The sequence below is a fragment of the Levilactobacillus sp. HBUAS70063 genome (genome assembly GCF_038374745.1).
Taxonomy (GTDB): domain Bacteria; phylum Bacillota; class Bacilli; order Lactobacillales; family Lactobacillaceae; genus Levilactobacillus.
Genome location: NZ_JBANSM010000001.1, coordinates 26,678 through 46,733 on the forward strand (window position 1 = coordinate 26,678; position 20,056 = coordinate 46,733).

Below are 20,056 nucleotides of genomic sequence, written 5' to 3' on the forward strand. Positions count from 1 at the left end.
GTAGAAAAGAGGATCATTTAATGGATAACGCAACGGTTTATCATTTTGTTGGAATTAAAGGGTCAGGGATGAGTGCCCTTGCCCTGATTTTACATGATAAGGGATTCAAGGTTCAGGGGTCAGATATTACCCAGTACACGTTCACCCAACGTGGCTTGGAACAGGCGGGAATCAAGGTTATGGGCTTTGACGAAGCCAATATTCACGAGGGCTTAACGGTGATTGCCGGTAATTCCTTCACGGATGAGCATCCAGAAATCAAGAAGGCCCGCGCCATGGGGCTCCCCGTTTACCGTTACCATGAATTCTTGGGGCATTTAATCGAAGGCTACACCAGTATTGGGGTGGCCGGCGCGCACGGCAAGACCAGCACCACGGGACTGCTGTCTCACGTGCTGAGTGGTGTGGCACCAACGTCTTATCTGATTGGTGATGGGACCGGGAAGGGAACGCCGAATGCGCGCTTCTTCGTCTATGAAGCCGATGAATATCGCCGGCACTTCTTGGCAACCAAGCCGGATTACGCTATCATGACCAACATTGACTTCGATCACCCCGATTATTACACGGGCATCGATGATGTTTACAGCGCCTTCGAGACCTGGGCTAACCAGGTGAAGAAGGGCATCTTTGCCTGGGGGGATGACCCCGAGTTACGGAAATTAAAGACGGACGTGCCGGTCTACTACTACGGCACCAACGATCGCGACGATTTCCAAGCCAAGAACATCAAGCGGTCCACCACGGGTTCCACCTTCGACGTTTACCATGAAGGCAAGAACCTCGGTAACTTCGAAATTCATTTGTACGGGGAACACAACGTGCTGAACAGCCTGGCCGTTATTGCCGTTTCCTACTTTGAAAAGGTCAACATGGACGAAATCAAGCGTGAATTGGCCGACTTTAAGGGCGTCAAGCGGCGGTTTACCGAACGGAAATTAGCCGACATGACGATCATCGATGACTACGCGCACCATCCATCCGAGATCAAGGCGACGTTGGACGCTGCCCGGCAGAAGTATCCGGACAAGGAGATCATTGCGGTCTTCCAGCCCCACACTTTCAGCCGGACGATTGCCCTGATGGATGACTTTGCCAAGAGCCTCAATCTGGCGGACAAGGTCTTCTTGACCAACATCTTTAGTTCCGCGCGTGAATCCCAAGGCGCCGTTTCCAGCAAGGACCTGGCCGCTAAGATTGCCAAGGGCGGCGAGATTCTGACGGTCGACAACATGTCGCCACTCCTGGACTTCCACGACGCCGTGGTGGTCTTCATGGGTGCCGGAGATGTTCAGAAGTACGAACGGGCTTACGAAGAATTATTGAGCCACCTTTCTTTGAAGAACAACTAAAGGCCCAAGATATGGGCGGCGACTCGCTGTTCACCTTACCTAAGCCGATGCTCAGCTAACAGTGCTGTCACGGTTGCGGATAAAGACCGAGTTTTGGCTTTTTCCGTCCTACCCACTGCGTTTCTGACCAAATTTGGCGAACGGTAAGGTGGTAGAACTTGGGTTTTTAAACTTTAATTTTATTGCGATTAGGAGCGTCTCGACTGATGTCGGGATGCTCCTTTTTTTAAGGATGTAGGCCGTGTATAATTTGGCAAGGACAAGTGTCCCTAAAAAGGTGAAAATTGGGTTAATTTTCCGTTGAAAGCGGATACATTTAGAGACCCGCGTCATTGGGATCTTTGCGTGAATTTGCTAATCTTATCTTGTAAGGAGTTGTTGGTGTGATGATCGATGACTTGTCACGATTGGTGACGCAGCAGTCAGCATTACAGCAGTTACTACGAACGTGTCCGTTACATATTATCAATGCCTTTCAGATTGAGCGTTACGCGGTGGGGGAATTTCAGTTTTTACAAGGCACGCAATATGACAATACTTATATCTTGGCCGAGGGAAAGGTTAAGATTTACTTAATGTCGACCGGTGGGAAGGCCGTGGCCCTGGATATCTACGAACCCGGGGCGTTTATCGGTGAACAGGAAGCCTTGTTGGATAAGCCTTACAGCGCCTCGGTGATTAATCTGACGCCGGTAACCGTTCTCAAAGTGTCCAATGCGCAGTTCAAGACGTGGCTGATGGAAGATCACCATTTTTCCCAAGAATTGATTTATAATTTGGCTAGTCAGATTTACACGTTGACGAATCGCACGGAACGCTATAGCCTGCATTCGGCGTTGGATCAGACCATCTCGTACCTTATCTGGGCCGCCCGGCAGAATCAGGTGGTGACGCGAGCCAACCTGCTGAATGAGATTGATACCTCGAGCCGCAATCTCAACCGAATTCTCAAGCAGCTACGGGATCTGGCCGTTATTACCGTGGACAAGTCGTTGATTAAGGTGACGGATTTACCACAACTGATCACAATTTTAAGAAATGAGGGATAGTCATGACCGAACCAGAACCACATACGCAATTATTACCGACCATTGATACGGATAGCGCCATTATCATGGGCGATCCGGCCAGAGTCGACCGGAGTCGTCAGTACTTAGAAGACGTTGAGGACTGGGCGTTTAACCGCGAGTACAAGTCCATTCTGGGCACCTACCAAGGCAAACGCATTTTGGTGATGTCCACCGGAATCGGTGCGCCATCGACCGGGATTGCCGTGGAAGAACTCAACAACGTCGGGGTTAAGAAGGTCATCCGTGTGGGCTCGGCCGGGGCCATGCAATCGGGGATTGACCTGGGCAAGTTGATTATTGGCGAAGGCGTGGTCAGAGATGATGGCCTGACCGGTAAATACGTGCCGAACATTTATCCCGCCGTCCCGGCCTTTCGGCTAATGGCCTTGGCCCACTACTACGCGCCGGAAGCCTACTACGGCATCATCCGTTCGCACGACGGCTTCTACATGGACGATAACGCTAAAAACGAAGCCTTCTGGTCGGACAAGGGCATCCTGGGCGCGGACATGGAATCCGGCGCGCTGATGGTGATTGGCCGGCAACGGGGGTTAGAAACTCTGTCAATTCTAAACAACGTGGTGCTCTACGAGGGCGACCTGGCCGCGGGAGTCAGCAACCTGTCCAACGGTGACGCGTTGATGGCTCAGGGTGAGGCGGACTCAATCAAATTGGCATTAAACATTCTGAGTGATCAGTCGCTCTAATTAAAGGATATCTTGAAAAGGGGAATTCACGATGGACAATACCAAACAACATAACTGGTGGTATAACCAGCTCTTTACCAATTGGAAAAAGTTTGAGGTCATCTACGTCACAATTCTAATCCTGCTACAACTGGTGGTCTACATGATCGTGCCCGACAGCTTTATCGGGATGGTCTCGGGGGTCGGCGGGGTGCTGTGCCTGGTCTACGGGATGAAGGGCCGGAAGATTTCGTTTATCTTCGGGTTAATCCAATGTCTGGCGATGACCTACGTTGCCTGGATCAGCCACGCCTATGGGTCATTTGCCATGGATATTATTTATGTGATTTCACAACCCATCGGCTGGTACATGTGGGGCCACGATGAGGCGACCCACTCCTTCAAACGCAACACGCGGCGGTGGATTTTCATCGGGGCGTTCGTGGCCTGGGCGATCGGCTGGGTGGTCCTTGCCGCTTTAAACGGTCAACTGCCATACTTCGATTCCGTTAACTTTGTGGTCAGCATCATTGCCCAACTGCTCTACATTTTGAAATACAAGGAAAATTGGTCACTGTGGATCGTGGTCAACATTGCCAATGTGTTGTACTGGAGCATTCTGACGGTGCAGATTCTAATTGGCGCTACGAGCATTGGAACCCTAGGGGCGAACCTTTCCCAAGTGGCCCTGCAAGCGGCACTGTTGTTCAATTCGATTTATGCCAATAAGGTCTGGGCCAGCGGTGAAGCCGATAACGAAGGTGGCGCCGGTAAATAATTGTCCGCAATAGAAACTTAATAATTCGGTTTTTACGGGGGAACGGTGCGGATCGTTCCCCTTTTTGGTGGGCTTGTCCGCGACAGATTACTTGTATTTGGCCCTAGATTTGATAAAATATACTCTAATAAACCCAGAAGTTATACCGCAATTGGGCGGTGTTCAGCTGGGGAAGTTTGAATAAAAAAGGAGCGTTTCAATGAACAACTATGAACAGCAACCCCGTCAAACGATTAATACCGAGGTCGGCCTCAATGGTTTCATGACCAAAATGTTCGGGTGGATGGGCTTGTCTGTGCTGGTTTCTGCCGTGACGGCTTTTGTTATGGCAACCCAGTTCAGCGGGACCTTGCAAAACCTCAGCGGTGGGTCGATGATCCTGCCACTCATTGTCTGGTTTGTCTTGCCATTCGTGATTAGTGGCCAATCGATGAAGCGTCCAACCGTGGCCTTTGTGGGCCTGATGGTCTATGCGGTGGTCACCGGGGCCGTCTTCTCAATCTACACGTTGATTTACAGTCAAACGTCAATCGCCGCCGCCTTCGTTTCCAGTGCCGCCGTCTTCTTGACGATGGCCACCATCGGGGTCACGACGAAACGCGACCTGACTAAGATCGGGACGCAAGCCTCCGCCGCCTTGATTGGGCTGATTGTGGCGATGGTGATTAACCTGTTCTTACGGAGCTCACTGATTGCCATGATCTTCTCCTTTATCGCTGTGATTATCTTTGCTGCCTTGACGGCTTGGGATACCCAACGGATGAAGAAGATGTACCTCCAGTACGGTGACCAAGTCTCCAGTACGGGGCTGGCCATCAACGGTGCATTACAATTATACTTGGATTTCGTCAACTTATTCTTACAACTCTTACAAATCTTTGGCTTGTTTGGCGGCAGAGACTAACCGCAAGCAAACCCATGAAGCAATGGAGCGAGGTATCGGCAAAGGCTGGTGCTTCGCTTTTTGTATCTAACAGGTAAAAGTGGGCGGCCGGCGTAGAAGACTGAAAGTAAGGACGTTGTGGGCGTCACGTGGGCACTCTTTGGGCGATGTCATTGAGACAAAATGGGAAACGAATGCCTATTTAGTGGGATTATGTAACATGCAACTAAAGAAAACAGCCGCGGAATGAAGGCTTGTCGCGTGGCTTGATGGTCGCAGGCCCGGTCTTTGACTGAAAGCGTCTCGCCATAGCAGGTGAAACGCCTGACAAGCGTAGACAATTGGCTGATGTCACGGTGGTTGACGGGGTCATCTCGCGTAAAATTCACGCAAGGTCGGTTTTCATTTCGGATTTGCGCCCATCTTTGGTAAAATATAAGCAGAATACGCGAGTGGCCGCAGATCGGCCGCTCGGGAGGAGCGAATTATGGCGGACAAACGATTATTATTGATCGACGGCAACAGTGTGACCTTCAAGGCTTTCTACGCGTTGTACACGTCTTTAGGGCGATTCACCAACAGCGAAGGGCTCCACACCAACGCCATTTATGGGTTCAACACGATGTTAGAGACCATGCTGAAGAACGTGGACCCTACGCACGCCTTGGTGGCGTTCGATGCGGGTAAGGTCACGTTCCGGACGAAAATGTACGACGATTACAAGGGCGGCCGGGCGAAGACGGCACCGGAACTTTCCGAACAATTTCCCTATGTCAAGGAACTCTTGGCCGCACGGGGGATTCAGACCTATGAGCTGCCGAATTACGAGGCCGATGACATCATCGGGACGTTGGCGAAGCAGGCCGAGGCCGAAGGGTTTACCACGACCATCGTGACCGGGGACCGGGATCTTACCCAGTTGGCCAACGACCACACCACGGTAGCCATTTCCAAGAAGGGGGTTAGCGAGATCGAACGCTACACCCCGGCTTACGTCAAGGAGAAGATGGGCGTGACCCCCGAACAGATCATTGATATCAAGGGCCTTCAGGGGGATAACTCCGATAATTATCCCGGCGTCACTGGCGTAGGACCCAAGCGCGCCGTGGACCTGGTCGGCAAGTACGGTAGCATCGAGGGCATCTACGACCATATCGACGACATTACCGCCAAGAAACTCAAGGAACACCTGGTGGCGGACCACGATCAGGCCTTGCTCGCCAAACGACTCGCCACGATTAATCGCGATGCGCCGGTCGAAAAAAAGGTGGCCGACCTGGTCTATCAAGGGCCGAACCGCGACGACCTGGTGGCCTTTTATCAACGCATGAACTTCCGGACCTTCCTGAGCAAGATGGACTTCGAGGGCGACACACCGACCGCCACGCCAGGTCTCAAGGATATCGATTACACTGTTTTGACGGCCGATAACATGGTGGCGCTACCCGATTTTACCGCCGATGGCTGTGAATTCTACTTGGAAATGCCGGATGAAAATTACCACACGTCGCCCTTCGCTGGCTTTGCCATTGGTGATGACGACCACTGGTGGGTTAGCCGCGATGCCAGCCTCCTACAGCAGGAGCCGTTAAAGACCATTCTGACGTCTTCTGACGTTGCCAAGCAGGTCTTTGACGCCAAACGGACGTACGTGGGCTTGAATCGCTTAGGCCTGACGTTAGCCGGCGTAGACTGCGACCTGTTACTCTGCTCGTATTTGTTGAACACCTACGACAACAGCAACGACCTCGGTCGGGTGGCGATGGAACACGGCTACGAGCAAGTAGCGACCGATGAGGATATTTATGGCAAGGGGGCCAAGCGGGCCATCCCCGAAGATGATGAGGTCTTCTTCAAGCATCTGGCCCGCAAGACCCGCGCGATTGAACAGCTACGGCCAAAATTATTCGAGGGCCTCGATGAAAACGAACAAACCAAGCTCTACCGGGAGATTGAATTGCCGATGAGTTTCGTCTTGGCGCGGATGGAAATCGCCGGGATTACCGTGGACGCCAGTGAGCTGGAGGCCATGGGGAGCAAGTTTACCGAGCAACTCGCCGAGATTGAACAGACCATTTATCAGGAGGCCGGCGAGGAATTTAACATTGGTTCGCCCAAGCAGTTGGGTCACATCTTGTTTGAGAAGATGGGCCTACCAGTGATTAAGAAGACCAAGACCGGCTACTCCACGGCGGTGGGCGTGCTGGAGAAACTGGCGGCCGATGCGCCGATTGCCGAGAACATCCTGCGCTACCGCAAGATTGCCAAGATTCAGTCGACCTATGTGGAGGGCCTGCTCAAGGTGATTCACCCTGAGGATCAGAAGGTCCACACCCGCTACCTGCAAACGTTGACGCAGACGGGCCGGCTATCTTCGGTTGACCCGAACCTGCAAAACATTCCGGTCAGAACTGAAGAGGGCCGGACGATTCGGAAGGCCTTTGTGCCGCGGCACCCGGGCTGGCAGATCTTTTCGTCCGACTACTCGCAGATTGAACTGCGGGTACTGGCCCACATGAGTCACGATGCCAACATGCAAGAAGCCTTTAGAGAGGGCGAGGATATTCACGCGGCCACGGCCCGGCGAATCTTTAAGATGGCCCCCGATGCCGAGGTCACGCCGAACATTCGGCGGCAGGCCAAGGCGGTTAACTTCGGGATTGTTTACGGTATCAGTGACTTCGGGCTGTCCCAGAACATTGGGATTACGCGTAAACAGGCCAAGAACTTTATTGACACCTACTTTGAGGAGTACCCCGGTGTCAAGGCCTATACGGAACGCATGGTGCAACAAGCCCATGAGTTAGGGTACGTGGAGACCATCGCACACCGGCGGCGGTATTTGCCAGACATTAACTCGCGGAACTTCAATCAGCGGTCCTTTGCCGAACGAACCGCGATGAACACGCCCATTCAAGGGAGTGCGGCCGATATTATCAAGATTGCGATGATTCGCATGGAAGCGGCCATCCAAGACCTACAAGCCACGATGCTTCTGCAGGTTCACGATGAGTTGATCTTCGAGGCACCCGCCGAGGAGATTCCAACGTTGGCTAAGCTGGTCCCGAGCGTGATGGATTCCGCCATTGATTTGGAAATCCCGTTGAAGGTTGAGAGTCACTACGGGCCAACCTGGTATGACGCCAAGTAGCTACAAAGGAGAGAGAATGTATGCCAGAATTACCAGAGGTTGAAACCGTTCGGCGGGGCTTAGAGAGTCTCGTGGGCGGTGCGACGATTGACCACGTCGACGTCTTTTATCCCAAGATGGTGCGACCGGACGCCGAGATCTTTACGGCCGACCTGATTGGCCGGAAGATTGAACGGGTCGACCGGCGGGGAAAGTACCTGCTCTTTCGGCTCAGCGGGGACCTGACGCTGGTCTCTCACCTGCGGATGGAGGGCAAGTATGACGTTCAACCCGCGGGAAGCCCGGTGCCTAAACACACCCACGTGATTTTTTATCTCAAGGATCGCCGGGAACTGCGGTACAACGATACCCGGAAATTTGGCCGAATGCGCTTGGTTAAGACCGGCACGGAGGGAATCGAACTGCCATCGCTGGGCAAACTGGGGCCGGAGCCCACGGAAGAAACGTTAACACTGGCGTACATGCAACGCATCTTTGGCAAGTCCCATAAGATTATCAAGCCATTTCTGCTAGACCAGTCGCGCATTGCCGGGTTAGGCAACATTTACGCGGATGAGGTTCTGTGGTTGTCGAAGATTAATCCGCTGACGCCGGTTGACACGTTGACGACCGATCAGCTCGCCACGCTACGAAAGGCCATTATCCAGGAGATTGGGCGCGCAATTGCCGGGCACGGCACCACCGTTCACTCCTTCTCCACGGCCTTTGGCGAGGCGGGGAACTTCCAGAATCAGCTACACGTCTACGGCCACGAGGGGGAACCCTGTGAGCGCTGTGGGACCGAGATTGTGAAGATTAAGGTGGCCCAGCGCGGAACCCACTTCTGTCCGCATTGCCAGCCGTATCCGCCGGAAGCTGTGGAAGAAGGTTTGGCCCATGACTGAGGTGTGGGGCTTGACCGGCGGCATTGCCACGGGAAAATCCACGGTCAGTGTCTGGCTCAGACAGGCCGGTTTGACCATCATCGACGCAGATGTGATTGCCCGTGAGGTGGTTGCCCCGGGAACGCCGGGATTGCGGCAGATTTTGACCACCTTTGGGGCGGACTACCGTCAGGCGGATGGGCAATTGAATCGCCATAAATTGGGCCGGTTGGTCTTTGGTCAACCGACGGAACTCCGTCGGTTGGAAGCCATCACCACGCCCTTAATTCAGGCGGAAATCACCCGTCAGCTGGCTACGTACCGGAAACAAGGCGTGCCGGCCATCATGATCGATGCCCCCACGTTTTACGAGGTGGGTTACTTGATTCATCTGGTGGACCACGTCATGGTCGTGGCCACCACGCCAGCGATTCAACGGCAGCGGTTGATGGCCCGAGACGGCCTCACCCAGGCGGCCGCGCAGGCGCGAATTGACCAGCAATGGCCGATTGAAAAGAAGGTGGCCCGCGCCGATGTCGTGATTGATAACGCGGGAACGATTGCCGAAACGCGCCAACAAGTGGTAAAATGGCTTGACACCACTAATTTAGGCTCGTCGTCGGCGATTAAGTCCGACTGAGCAATTGGTGGGAGCTGACCGTGGTGAACGGTCGACGTGTTGTTAACGTTTAAATCAATCAGAACCAATGAAAAAATGAGGTGACCAAAATGCAGTGTCCGCACTGTCATCATAATGGATCGCGGGTCGTCGATAGTCGACCGACCGACGATGGGCGCGTCATCCGCCGGCGCCGTGAGTGCGAGAGCTGTGGCTTTCGGTTCACAACGTTTGAGCGAGTTGAAGTGACACCGCTGTTGGTAATTAAGAAGAACGGGACGCGTGAGGAATTCAACCGCGAGAAGATTCTACGCGGCATCATCCGCTCGGCGGAGAAACGACCGGTGGGGATGGATGTCATGACTAAGATGGTCGATGACGTCGAGAATAAGATTCGCGCGTTGGGGGTTAATGAGATTTCCAGTCAGCTAATCGGGGAATACGTCATGAACCGGTTGGTTGACGTGGATGAGATTGCCTACATCCGATTTGCCAGTGTTTACCGGCAGTTTAAGGATACCGGCGTCTTCTTCAATGAATTAAAAGACATGATGGATAAGGATAAGGCGAAGGCCAAGGACCGGAACCATCGGCAAAGCGAGGCGAAATAGGGCATGGAGGATTCCTGGCACCAATTGCAGCCGAAAACGGGCTTTTTGGTCCGGCTGGCCGACCGCCTGACCGATCAGAGCTGGCAGACGCTTACGCAACTCTATCAGCCGATTATTGGACCGAGTGCCACGGGGCTCTTTTCGGCCCTTTTTTGGCTACCCGAACGGGAAAGTTATCACCGCCACGCCATCTTACTTGCGGAACTGAGCCTCGACTTAGCCCACCTGTATGCGGCGCGTTTGCGGTTGGAAGCCACGGGGTTATTGACCACGCGAGTGAAGACCGAGGACGACCTGTCGAGCTTTGTCTACGAGCTCCATGCGCCACTGACGCCGCAGGCTTTCTTTAAGGATGACCTGCTGAGCGTTCAGTTGCTGGGTGTCGTGGGCGAAGAGCTTTACCAGGCATTGGTGACGGCGAATACGCCGGTCGCCAAGCCAAGCGAAAATGAACAGAATATTACCAAAAATTTCTTAGACGTGTTTCACGTTGATGGGGATGAGCTGCGAGATATTCCCGCGGTGATTACCCATAATCGCGAAACCTCGTCACCAGCCAGTGGTCCCAATTTATCGGCGGACCAGGTCCAGTTTGATTTTAAACTGCTGGGAGAACTGCTGGAGCGGTCCTTCGTGGATACGCGAGCGGTCAGCAAGTATCGCCAGCTCTTGTTGACGGAGCATGCGACCTATGGCTTAGACGAACCGACGATGGCCCGTTATATTGGTGAGGCCACCGACCTGGCGACCAACGTCTTCAATCCGGAGCAGTTCAAACGCATCGTTGCCCAGGCCTTTGGTTTACAACACCGGCAGGCCTCGGTTGCGCCGGCCACTCCAGCACCGGCCGCGACCGATGTTAAGGGGGCTTCGAGCGCCGAACAAGCGCTGATTAAGGTGGCGGCCAATACGGCACCGGCGGCCTTCCTACAGGGAATTAAGCAAAATACCGGCGGCTTCGTGACGGACGGCGAGCAGCGGATTGTCCGCGACCTAGTGAGCCGGCAATTATTCCCCGAGTCCGTCTTGAATCTGATGATTTATCACGTGCTGGTCGATGAGGATCGGCCCACGTTGAATAAGAACCTGCTGGACACGATTGCTAACGACTGGAGTAAGGCCAAGATTAACACGCCCCAGCTGGCCATCCAGAAGATTCGGGAGCGCCAGCAGGCGGCCACTAAGCCGCGACGCTCGCGCCGGCAGCCGACGGTTAAGGAGACCTTACCGGACTGGGCGAAGAAGCCAGATGGCACGGCGCAAGCCACCACTAAGGCCAAGCTCACGACGGCCCAACAAAAGCAATTGCAGCAGCGGATTGCCCGCTTGGAGAAACGCAGTAAAGGGAAGGAGGACTAGCCAATGGAAGATTTAAGTAAGACCATGCAGCAACTGATGAGTCAGCGGCATTTAAACGATAACTATCGTCAACTCATGGCGAAGGTCTACGATGACCCGACCGTGACTAAGTTCTATCACGACCACCAGCAGGAATTGGCGGAAGACGTGCTCACCCGTTCGGCGGCTAAACTGTATGAGTTTGTCTCGGAACGCGAAAAGCTCGCGAAGGGGGGCACCACGTTTGCCACGGGGTATGAACCGCAACTGATTGTGTCGAATCACCTGATCGACGTGGCCTACGTGCCGACCGCCGACACCTTGGAGAAACAGGCGCAGCAGCAGTTGCGTCAGCGGGTGAAGTCCATCGCGATGCCCAAGAATATTCGTGAGGCCGCGCTGGCTAATTTCGATCAAGACGAGGACCGTGCCGAGGCGTTAATGGCCGCACTGGACTTTATCGACGCCTACGAAGCCAATCCGAAGCGTCGTCACCAGGCACTTTACCTGGCCGGCAGCTTTGGGGTGGGGAAGACCTATCTTTTGGCAGCCGTGGCCAATCAGTTGGCCGCCGATGGGTACACCACCACGTTGGTTCACTTCCCCAGCTTTGCGGTGGAAATGAAGAACGCGATCGCCCAAAACGGCGTGGCGGAAAAACTCGATGCCTTGAAGAAGTCCCCGGTTCTGATGATCGATGATATCGGGGCCGATGCCATGTCGGCCTGGGTCAGAGACGACGTGCTGGGCGTTATCTTAGAATACCGGATGCAAGAGGAACTCCCCACGTTCTTTAGCTCCAACTTCTCCATGGCCCAGCTGGAAAAAGAACACCTGCGGATTTCGACGCGGGGGGATGACGAACCGTTAAAGGCCCAGCGGCTGATGCAACGGATTCGCTTCCTGGCGCGTGAGATTACCATGGTGGGGGCTAATCGGCGACCGCAGTAGGGGCTGCTGGGCGTTCGGAATTTCTGGTAACTTAGCCGATAATTTTTCGGCATCAACGCTTGACAATAATTAGTCGCAAGTGTTTAATAGTCAGTGAAACCACACGAGCTATGACGAAAGACATGGTGTTGGCAGAGACGTTTACAGGAAGAGTTGGCCTTGCTTGGAAGCCGACTTAGCGCCCGCCGACATTACCACTTTCCTAGCTGTCGGGAGGAAATTTCCGGCCGGTCCGTTCCGTTATCGACGATTAGAGTTCACGGGAGTAGTCTCGTGAAAAATATCGGGTGGAACCACGTTAATGACGTCCCCAGTGCCTTCTTTGGCACTGGGGATTTTTTCGTTGGTCAGCCCAAAATCAATAAGGGAGATTGAAAATTATGGCAAGTATTTCACTTAAATTTCCAGACGGCAACGTTAAAGAATTCGCTGCTGGTACCACGCCAGAAGATGTTGCCAAGTCGATTTCAATTAGCTTAGGCAAGAAGGCCGTTGCGGCCAAGTTGGACGGCGAGTTAATCGACAACTTAACCCCCATCGCGCATGACGGGAGCATTGAAATCGTCACGAAGAGCGATGCCGATGGGCTGACGGTTCTGCGGAACACCACCGCCGCCTTAGTTCGGATTGCCTTGAAGAAGGAATTCCCAGCCATTCGCTTGGGTGAAGTTAGCGCCGACGAAGATGGCTTCTACGTGGATACCGACAAGGACGACCAACAAGTTAGCGTCGATGAATTAGACGCCATTGCCGTGATCGTTGAAAAGTTGGTGGGTGACAAGCTCGACATCGAACGGTTGACGGTCAGCAAGGATGACGCCTTAGCCAAGGCCAAGGACGATCCTTACACGACGGCTTTGATCAAGGCCGTTGACGGCGACCAAGTGAACTTCTTAAAGGTTGGCGATCACGAAGTCCTGAGTGACGGTGCCCAATTAGCCAACACGGGTGACGTGAAGAAGTTCAAGTTGCTTTCCGTTGCCGGTGCTTACTGGCAAGGCAAGTCCTCTAACCCGATGCTCCAACGGATTTATGGGACAGCCTTCTACAAGCAAGCCGACCTGGATGCCGACTTGGCTAAGCGTCAAGAAGCCCGTGAACGTGACCACCGGGTTATCGGGAACCAATTAGACTTGTTCTTCGTTGATCCTAAGGTCGGTGCCGGGTTACCTTACTGGATGCCAAATGGGGCCACGATTCGGCGGACGATCGAACGGTACATCATTGACAAGGAAGTGGCCAACGGTTACCAACACGTTTACACGCCAGTTCTGGCCAACCTGGACCTGTACAAGCAATCCGGTCACTGGGCACACTACCGTGAAGACATGTTCCCACCAATGGACATGGGCGATGGCGAACAACTTGAATTGCGGCCAATGAACTGCCCAAGCCACATTCAAATTTACAACCACCACATCCGTTCTTACCGCGAACTGCCATTGCGGATTGCCGAATTAGGGATGATGCACCGTTACGAAAAGTCCGGTGCCCTGAGTGGTTTGCAACGGGTTCGTGAAATGACCTTGAACGATGGTCACACGTTCGTTGCCCCAGAACAAATCCAAGACGAATTCAAGAGTATCCTGGACTTGATGGTCAAGGTTTACCGTGACTTCGATATCAAGGATTACACTTTCCGTTTGAGCTACCGCGATCCGAAGAACACGGAAAAGTACTTTGACGACGATGAAATGTGGAACAACGCGCAAACGATGTTGAAGGGGGCCATGGATGATCTGGGCTTACCTTACGTTGAAGCCGAAGGGGAAGCCGCCTTCTACGGTCCTAAGCTGGACGTCCAAACCAAGACGGCTCTCGGGAACGAAGAAACGTTGTCGACCATTCAATTAGACTTCATGTTGCCAGAACGCTTCGACTTACACTACGTCGGTGCCGATGGTGAAGAACACCGTCCAGTCATGATTCACCGTGGTTTGGTTTCAACGATGGAACGGTTCACCGCTTACTTGACCGAAATCTACAAGGGTGCTTTCCCAACCTGGTTAGCGCCTAAGCAAGTCACGATTATCCCCGTTTCCGAAGAAAAGCACGGGGCCTACGCCGACAAGTTAGCCGCCGAATTAAAGGCCGCTGACGTGCGGGTTAACGTTGACAAGCGTGGTGAAAAGATGGGTTACCTGATCCGGGACGCCCAAACTCACAAGATTCCATACACGTTGGTCGTGGGTGAAGATGAAATGGCTAACGGTACGGTTTCCGTTCGGAAGTACGGTGAAGATGACAGTCAATCCATGAGCAGTGACGCCTTCGTTAAGGAAATCTTAGCCGACATCGCTTCTTACAGTCGCGAAGACTAAGCCATTATGTTTCTGACGAACAACTAGGGAATAGAAGAGAATTGATGCAAAGGTGGCCGGGGTCATGCCTCGGCCCTTTTGTTGTCTTGATGTTAGCTCAATATTTTAGTAACAAAACCCTGTTGACATGTTCTACGCTAGCTGGTATGATGGTTAAGTTGAGAAATTAAGCAGAGGCTTCCGCTTCTCGCCTTGTGGCTAACGCTGCTAGGCTGGATATGCACGTTAATCCGATTATTTTGATTGGATTTCTTGCGGGAGCCGTTTGATTATCATCAAAGGTTCCCGCATTTTTTGTGGGTGAGATTCTGCAGTTCTCGGAGATTATTTTGGAGGTGGATTACCATAGCAAACGACACGATTGTCAACGAGGGAATTCGAGCACGTGAAGTACGGCTTATCGCTGGTGACGGCGAGCAATTGGGTATCAAGACCAAGCGCGAAGCTTTACAGATCGCCGAAGACGCTAACCTCGATTTAGTTTTGGTTGCACCGAAAGCTAAGCCACCAGTAGCCCGGATCATGGACTACGGGAAGTACCGGTTCGAGTTGCAAAAGAAGCAACGCGAAGCGCGTAAAAAGCAAAAAGTGGTCAGTGTCAAGGAAGTTCGCTTGAGTCCTACCATTGATACCAACGACTTTAACACCAAGCTGAAGAACGCTAAGAAGTTCTTGGCTAAGGGTGAAAAAGTTCGGGTTTCAATCCGGTTTAAGGGTCGGGCAATTACCCATAAGGACATTGGTCGCGAAGTGCTTAATCGTATGGCAGCTGAAACGGCGGATGTCGCAACGGTTGTACAACGGCCTAAGATGGACGGTCGGAGCATGTTCCTGATGCTTTCGCCCATCACAGAGAAATAATGTGAATTGATTGGGTAGCATCAGCTGCCGATTTAAGGAGGAAATTACGTATTATGCCAAAGATGAAGACTAACCGCGCCGCAGCTAAGCGTTTCAAAGTAACTGCCAAGGGCGGTATCAAGAGTGCCAATGCTTACACGTCTCACCGTTTCCACGGTAAGACCAAGAAGCAACGCCGGAACCTTCGTGGTACCCGGATGATGAACGAAACGACTTTGAAGACTTACCATTCATTGTTACAAAAGTAAGCTAGTCGTAGATTTTTCGGGTCGACGAAATGTCGACATAATGTTTGAATTGATTTAGGAGGAAAAGATTATGCCACGAGTTAAAGGCGGTACTGTTACACGCGCACGTCGTAAGAAGGTTTTAAAGTTAGCTAAGGGTTACCGTGGTTCAAAGCACCGTTTATTTAAGGTTGCCAAGGACCAAGTCATGAAGGGCCGTCAATACGCCTTCCGTGACCGTAAAGCTACGAAGCGTAACTTCCGTAAGCTTTGGATTGCCCGGATCAACGCCGCAGCCCGGATGAACGGTCTGAGCTACAGCAAGTTGATGCACGGTTTGAAGTTAGCCAACATCGATGTTAATCGTAAAATGTTAGCTGATTTGGCAGTTAACGATGCTGCTGCATTCACTGCTTTAGCAGAACAAGCTAAGGCTGCATTGGCTGCTTAATTCAGTTAATGGAAGAAGGACTTCGCTGATAAGCGGGGTTCTTTTTTATTAGAGTGAGAGGCAAGGCGCTTAGGTTCTGAGCATTAGGGAGCTAAGGGGCTTCTGTTCGGCTTTGCCGGGCAGGAGTCACTTAGCTTGCTAAGCGCAGGGACCTGCCTTGCCGAACACGTTTCGGAAGCCGCCAGTTTCTGAAGTAGAAAATTTTGAGAGCGGCCGCCCGAAGTGGCTGAAACTACTTGTGTTTGATGAGTTCGGCTTTGCCGGGCAGGAGTCACTTAGCTTGCTAAGCGCAGGGACCTGCCTTGCCGAACACGTTTCAGAAGCCGCCAATTTCCGGAACAGAAAACTTTGAGAGCGGCCGCCCGAAATGGGCAAAATTATTAGAATTGGTAGGAACTCAACTGTTCTGCATGGTTCAATTATGAAGAACAGCTCATGAGATATTAAAAGTATGGTGTGAACCGCTACCAACCGCAACGGCGCAAGGCTGGTAATTTTAACGGATTTTCTCCGGAGATTCTCGGCCTTTACGAGTGGTAAAATCTGCGAAAATTGCGTATAATGAAAAGCTAGACAGCCGGTAACGGCAAACGGACGAAGGGGGGCAGTCACCCGCATGGTTTCCGCATTCAAACCAACGTGGATGGTTACAAATATATACGATTTGACACCGGATCAGTTAAGAGCTCACGGCATTAAGGCTGTGATGACCGACCTGGACAACACCTTAATTGCATGGAATAATCCCGATGGCACACCTGAATTACGGCATTGGCTAACGATGTTAGAAATGGCCGGTATCCAGGTCATTGTGGTGTCCAACAATAGCCGCGCGCGGGTTGACCGAGCCGTGGCGCCTTTCAATCTGCCGTACGTTCACCGGGCCCTCAAGCCGTTGACTTGGGGGATTCGGCGGGCGTTGCGGCGGTGGCATTTACGCCGCGAGGAAGCCATCATGGTGGGCGACCAGCTCATGACCGACGTCCTTTCGGCACATCGGAGTGGTGTCCGAAGTGTCCTGGTGAAGCCGATTTTAAAGTCGGATGCTTGGATTACGAAGGGCAATCGCTTACTGGAAAAGGTCGTCATGTGGCGTTTGCGACGTGCGTACCCAGAACTAACTTGGCAGGAGGATCTTAATGAACGAAAAACACACTGAACCCGTTTTGATTGACGGTGAGGCTTTGCACTGTATTGGGTGTGGAGCGGAGATTCAGACAACAGACAAGACGGCTCCCGGCTATACGCCGCAGTCGGCCTTGGACAAGGGGTTAGAAAAAGAAGAAGTGTACTGTCAGCGGTGTTTCCGGCTGCGGCACTACAATGAAATTGTGCCGGTCGGTCTGACGGATGACGATTTCTTAAATCTGTTGACCCAGATTCAGGATGCTAACGCGCTGATCGTTTACGTTGTCGACATCTTTGATTTCAATGGGAGTGTGATTCCCGGCTTACACCGGTTCGTGGGCGATAATCCCATCTTGCTGGTGGGAAACAAGGAAGACCTGCTGCCAAGTTCGTTGAAGCGCAGTAAATTAAAGGATTGGATTCGGCAACGGGCCAACGAACAAGGCTTACGACCAATCGACGTGACGTTGCTGAGCGCGAAGACTAACCAGTCTGTGGACCAACTGCTAACCATGATCGACAAGTATCGTGGTGACCGCGATGTCTACGTGGTTGGGGTGACTAACGTTGGGAAGTCAACGTTAATCAACCAAATTATCCGGCAAAACACCGGGGTCAAGGATTTGATTACGACCTCGCGGTTCCCAGGGACCACGTTGGATAAGATTGAATTACCACTGGATGACGATCACGTCTTGGTCGACACCCCCGGCATCATTCAAAATCAACAAATGGCTCACTTCTTGGATGGCAAGGACCTCAAGATTGTGGCGCCGCAGAAACAGATTAAACCCAAGACCTACCAGTTGAACGACCAGCAGACCTTGTTCTTCGGTGGGGTTGCCCGGTTTGACTACGTGAAGGGGCCCAAGAGTGGCTTCATCGCTTATTTCGAAAATAATCTATACATTCATCGAACCAAGCTGGAAAATGCGGACGATTTCTATGAACGTCAATTGGGACAACTGTTGACGCCACCGCAACCCGAAAACAAGGACGATTTTCCACCGTTGGTTGCGCATGAATTTAAAACCACGGTTAAGAGCGACCTGGTCTTTGAAGGACTGGGTTGGATTACCGTCCCGGCCGGCGTTAATGTCACCGGTTGGGCACCTGCAGGCGTCGGCGTATTGGTCCGGCGCGCAATGATTTAGACAATAATGGAGGAAAACAACGTGTTACGAGGGAAACAAAAGAGATATTTACGTGCTCACGCACACGCCATGCACCCCTTATTCTCAGTGGGTAAGAATGGCTTAACACAGGCCTGGTTGGATCAATTGACCGGTGCCTTGGAAAAACGCGAATTAATTAAGATCAATCTCCAACAGAGTGCGGAAGCCACGGTGGCAGAAACCAAGGACTTTATCGAACAGGGGACGGACATTCAGGTCGTTCAAACAATCGGTCGGGTCCTGGTACTTTACCGTCCCGCAACGGATGAGGAAAACCAAAGAATTTCATCAGTCGTTGAAAATATCTAGGAGGTCTGGCAGTCGTGGTAAAAATCGCAGAGCAAACGAGTACGCAGGTGGCGACTCAGATGCAGGCCACCGCTAAGAAACGCCGAATTGGTATTCTTGGCGGCACGTTCAATCCGCCACATCTGGGGCACCTCGTGATTGCCGATCAAGTTGCCACCCAACTGGGACTTGACCAGGTTCTCTTTATGCCCGATGCCGAGCCGCCGCACGTTGACCGTAAGCTGGCCATTCCGGCCGCCGACCGCGTGGCCATGGTGCAAGCCGCCATTAAGGACAACCCGCTGTTTAAGCTGGAGTTGACCGAGGTGCAACGTGGCGGGAAGAGTTACACTTATGACACGATGGTTCAGCTGACGCGTGAGCACCCAGAGAATCAGTATTATTTTATCATCGGTGGGGACATGGTGGCTTATTTGCCCAAGTGGTACCGTATCGATGAATTGGTCAAGCTGGTTCAGTTCGTGGGGGTCTGTCGTCAAGGGTTTACCCGCGAATCACCGTATCCGGTACTGTGGGTGGACGTGCCCAACATTGGGATTAGTTCAACCATGATTCGCGATCAGATTCGACGGGGACAATCGGTCCGCTACTTGGTACCGACCATGGTGGATCTTTATATAAAGGAGCATCTGTTATATCGTGACTGAGTTAACGTATCATGCGAATATCTTCCCTGGCACGCGTCAGGAATTAGTCGATCAGCTGGCCAAACAGCTGCGGCCCAAGCGGTTCCACCACGTCTTGCGCGTGGAACAGACCGCCTTGGAATTGGCGGCTCAGAATAACGTGGACGCCGAACGGGCCAGCATCGCCGGTTTGGTGCACGATTACGCCAAGCAGCGGTCCGATGACGACTTTATTGCCGCCATCAAGGCCTACCGACTCGACCCGGAATTGCTGGACTACGGCAATGCCATCTGGCACGGGGTGGTCGGCGCGGAACTGATCAAACGAGAATTGCACATTTACGATGAAGATATTTTGAATGCGGTCCGGCATCACACGACCGGTGATGTCTACATGACGCCGCTCGAACAGGTGGTTTACATGGCCGACTACATCGAACCCGCGCGTGATTTTCCCGGGGTCGATGAGGCGCGGCGGATTACCGCCAAGGATTTGGGTGCTGGCGTGGCCTTTCAGGCGCAACACACGCTCCTATACCTGGTGGAGAACGGTTTGCCCGTTTACCCCAAGTCACTAGCGACCTTTAATGCCTGGGTACCGCGGTATCAGCGGTAAGCCAGCCGAATTTAACATTAAAATAATCAGAGTTTCAAAC

20 protein-coding genes are annotated in these 20,056 nt (G+C 52.6%); all 20 read left to right on the forward strand.

The window, feature by feature from the left end; genetic code table 11:
* Positions 1–20 precede the first annotated feature (20 nt).
* Positions 21–1,352, forward strand: a complete 1,332-nt coding sequence (murC, locus tag V8I28_RS00215; RefSeq protein WP_341778128.1) for a UDP-N-acetylmuramate--L-alanine ligase — start codon at positions 21–23, stop codon at positions 1,350–1,352.
* Positions 1,353–1,738: 386 nt separating this feature from the next.
* On the forward strand, positions 1,739–2,401 hold the full coding sequence (locus tag V8I28_RS00220; RefSeq protein ID WP_341778611.1) for a Crp/Fnr family transcriptional regulator: 663 nt from the start codon (positions 1,739–1,741) through the stop codon (positions 2,399–2,401).
* A gap of 2 nt (positions 2,402–2,403) precedes the next feature.
* Positions 2,404–3,129 carry a nucleoside phosphorylase gene (locus V8I28_RS00225; protein WP_341778129.1) on the forward strand — a complete coding sequence of 242 codons (726 nt, stop codon included), beginning with the start codon at positions 2,404–2,406 and terminating at the stop codon, positions 3,127–3,129.
* Between the two features lie 31 nt (positions 3,130–3,160).
* Positions 3,161–3,886, forward strand: coding sequence for a nicotinamide riboside transporter PnuC (pnuC, locus tag V8I28_RS00230; protein WP_341778130.1), 726 nt, complete (start codon positions 3,161–3,163; stop codon positions 3,884–3,886).
* Positions 3,887–4,085: 199 nt separating this feature from the next.
* Positions 4,086–4,790, forward strand: a complete 705-nt coding sequence (locus tag V8I28_RS00235; protein ID WP_341778131.1) for a Bax inhibitor-1/YccA family protein — start codon at positions 4,086–4,088, stop codon at positions 4,788–4,790.
* A gap of 466 nt (positions 4,791–5,256) precedes the next feature.
* Complete coding sequence (gene polA, locus V8I28_RS00240; RefSeq protein ID WP_341778132.1) at positions 5,257–7,920, forward strand: DNA polymerase I; 2,664 nt, start codon at positions 5,257–5,259, stop codon at positions 7,918–7,920.
* 20 nt (positions 7,921–7,940) lie between these two features.
* Complete coding sequence (gene mutM / locus V8I28_RS00245) at positions 7,941–8,804, forward strand: bifunctional DNA-formamidopyrimidine glycosylase/DNA-(apurinic or apyrimidinic site) lyase (RefSeq protein WP_341778133.1); 864 nt, start codon at positions 7,941–7,943, stop codon at positions 8,802–8,804.
* Positions 8,797–9,423 carry a dephospho-CoA kinase gene (gene coaE, locus V8I28_RS00250; RefSeq protein ID WP_341778135.1) on the forward strand — a complete coding sequence of 209 codons (627 nt, stop codon included), beginning with the start codon at positions 8,797–8,799 and terminating at the stop codon, positions 9,421–9,423. Before mutM ends, coaE begins: the two co-directional genes overlap by 8 nt.
* 89 nt (positions 9,424–9,512) lie before the next feature.
* Entirely contained in the window at positions 9,513–10,013 is a 501-nt protein-coding gene (gene nrdR, locus V8I28_RS00255) for a transcriptional regulator NrdR (RefSeq protein WP_341778136.1), read from the forward strand.
* Positions 10,014–10,016: 3 nt separating this feature from the next.
* The gene (locus tag V8I28_RS00260) at positions 10,017–11,372 is read left to right on the forward strand and encodes a replication initiation and membrane attachment family protein (protein ID WP_341778137.1); all 1,356 of its coding nucleotides are present in this window, start codon (positions 10,017–10,019) and stop codon (positions 11,370–11,372) included.
* A 3-nt stretch (positions 11,373–11,375) separates the two neighbouring features.
* Positions 11,376–12,302, forward strand: coding sequence for a primosomal protein DnaI (dnaI, locus tag V8I28_RS00265; protein WP_341778138.1), 927 nt, complete (start codon positions 11,376–11,378; stop codon positions 12,300–12,302).
* 380 nt (positions 12,303–12,682) lie between these two features.
* Complete coding sequence (thrS, locus tag V8I28_RS00270; RefSeq protein ID WP_341778139.1) at positions 12,683–14,623, forward strand: threonine--tRNA ligase; 1,941 nt, start codon at positions 12,683–12,685, stop codon at positions 14,621–14,623.
* A gap of 339 nt (positions 14,624–14,962) precedes the next feature.
* Entirely contained in the window at positions 14,963–15,484 is a 522-nt protein-coding gene (gene infC / locus V8I28_RS00275) for a translation initiation factor IF-3 (protein ID WP_341778612.1), read from the forward strand.
* A 53-nt stretch (positions 15,485–15,537) separates the two neighbouring features.
* The gene (gene rpmI, locus V8I28_RS00280; protein ID WP_341778140.1) at positions 15,538–15,732 is read left to right on the forward strand and encodes a 50S ribosomal protein L35; all 195 of its coding nucleotides are present in this window, start codon (positions 15,538–15,540) and stop codon (positions 15,730–15,732) included.
* A gap of 70 nt (positions 15,733–15,802) precedes the next feature.
* Positions 15,803–16,162: a 50S ribosomal protein L20 gene (gene rplT / locus V8I28_RS00285; RefSeq protein ID WP_057735409.1), complete on the forward strand. Its 360-nt coding sequence runs from the start codon at positions 15,803–15,805 to the stop codon at positions 16,160–16,162.
* A gap of 616 nt (positions 16,163–16,778) precedes the next feature.
* Complete coding sequence (locus V8I28_RS00290; RefSeq protein ID WP_341778141.1) at positions 16,779–17,321, forward strand: YqeG family HAD IIIA-type phosphatase; 543 nt, start codon at positions 16,779–16,781, stop codon at positions 17,319–17,321.
* Positions 17,302–18,444, forward strand: a complete 1,143-nt coding sequence (gene yqeH, locus V8I28_RS00295; RefSeq protein ID WP_341778142.1) for a ribosome biogenesis GTPase YqeH — start codon at positions 17,302–17,304, stop codon at positions 18,442–18,444. Before V8I28_RS00290 ends, yqeH begins: the two co-directional genes overlap by 20 nt.
* Positions 18,445–18,450: 6 nt before the next feature.
* Complete coding sequence (yhbY, locus tag V8I28_RS00300) at positions 18,451–18,774, forward strand: ribosome assembly RNA-binding protein YhbY (RefSeq protein ID WP_341778143.1); 324 nt, start codon at positions 18,451–18,453, stop codon at positions 18,772–18,774.
* Positions 18,775–18,788: 14 nt separating this feature from the next.
* Positions 18,789–19,421 carry a nicotinate-nucleotide adenylyltransferase gene (locus V8I28_RS00305; RefSeq protein ID WP_341778144.1) on the forward strand — a complete coding sequence of 211 codons (633 nt, stop codon included), beginning with the start codon at positions 18,789–18,791 and terminating at the stop codon, positions 19,419–19,421.
* Positions 19,411–20,016: a bis(5'-nucleosyl)-tetraphosphatase (symmetrical) YqeK gene (gene yqeK / locus V8I28_RS00310; RefSeq protein WP_341778613.1), complete on the forward strand. Its 606-nt coding sequence runs from the start codon at positions 19,411–19,413 to the stop codon at positions 20,014–20,016. Before V8I28_RS00305 ends, yqeK begins: the two co-directional genes overlap by 11 nt.
* The last annotated feature ends 40 nt before the right edge of the window (positions 20,017–20,056 follow it).

What these genes read in the sequence shown, in the direction of transcription:
- coaE (WP_341778135.1), top strand. Translation starts at nt 8,797, where the DNA reads ATGACTGAGGTGTGGGGCTTGACCGGCGGCATTGCCACGGGAAAATCC.
- V8I28_RS00290 (WP_341778141.1), top strand. Translation starts at nt 16,779, where the DNA reads ATGGTTTCCGCATTCAAACCAACGTGGATGGTTACAAATATATACGAT.
- V8I28_RS00220 (WP_341778611.1), top strand. Translation starts at nt 1,739, where the DNA reads ATGATCGATGACTTGTCACGATTGGTGACGCAGCAGTCAGCATTACAG.
- rplT (WP_057735409.1), top strand. Translation starts at nt 15,803, where the DNA reads ATGCCACGAGTTAAAGGCGGTACTGTTACACGCGCACGTCGTAAGAAG.
- nrdR (WP_341778136.1), top strand. Translation starts at nt 9,513, where the DNA reads ATGCAGTGTCCGCACTGTCATCATAATGGATCGCGGGTCGTCGATAGT.
- polA (WP_341778132.1), top strand. Translation starts at nt 5,257, where the DNA reads ATGGCGGACAAACGATTATTATTGATCGACGGCAACAGTGTGACCTTC.
- rpmI (WP_341778140.1), top strand. Translation starts at nt 15,538, where the DNA reads ATGCCAAAGATGAAGACTAACCGCGCCGCAGCTAAGCGTTTCAAAGTA.
- pnuC (WP_341778130.1), top strand. Translation starts at nt 3,161, where the DNA reads ATGGACAATACCAAACAACATAACTGGTGGTATAACCAGCTCTTTACC.
- dnaI (WP_341778138.1), top strand. Translation starts at nt 11,376, where the DNA reads ATGGAAGATTTAAGTAAGACCATGCAGCAACTGATGAGTCAGCGGCAT.
- V8I28_RS00235 (WP_341778131.1), top strand. Translation starts at nt 4,086, where the DNA reads ATGAACAACTATGAACAGCAACCCCGTCAAACGATTAATACCGAGGTC.
- murC (WP_341778128.1), top strand. Translation starts at nt 21, where the DNA reads ATGGATAACGCAACGGTTTATCATTTTGTTGGAATTAAAGGGTCAGGG.
- V8I28_RS00225 (WP_341778129.1), top strand. Translation starts at nt 2,404, where the DNA reads ATGACCGAACCAGAACCACATACGCAATTATTACCGACCATTGATACG.
- yhbY (WP_341778143.1), top strand. Translation starts at nt 18,451, where the DNA reads ATGGAGGAAAACAACGTGTTACGAGGGAAACAAAAGAGATATTTACGT.
- V8I28_RS00260 (WP_341778137.1), top strand. Translation starts at nt 10,017, where the DNA reads ATGGAGGATTCCTGGCACCAATTGCAGCCGAAAACGGGCTTTTTGGTC.
- mutM (WP_341778133.1), top strand. Translation starts at nt 7,941, where the DNA reads ATGCCAGAATTACCAGAGGTTGAAACCGTTCGGCGGGGCTTAGAGAGT.
- yqeH (WP_341778142.1), top strand. Translation starts at nt 17,302, where the DNA reads ATGAACGAAAAACACACTGAACCCGTTTTGATTGACGGTGAGGCTTTG.
- thrS (WP_341778139.1), top strand. Translation starts at nt 12,683, where the DNA reads ATGGCAAGTATTTCACTTAAATTTCCAGACGGCAACGTTAAAGAATTC.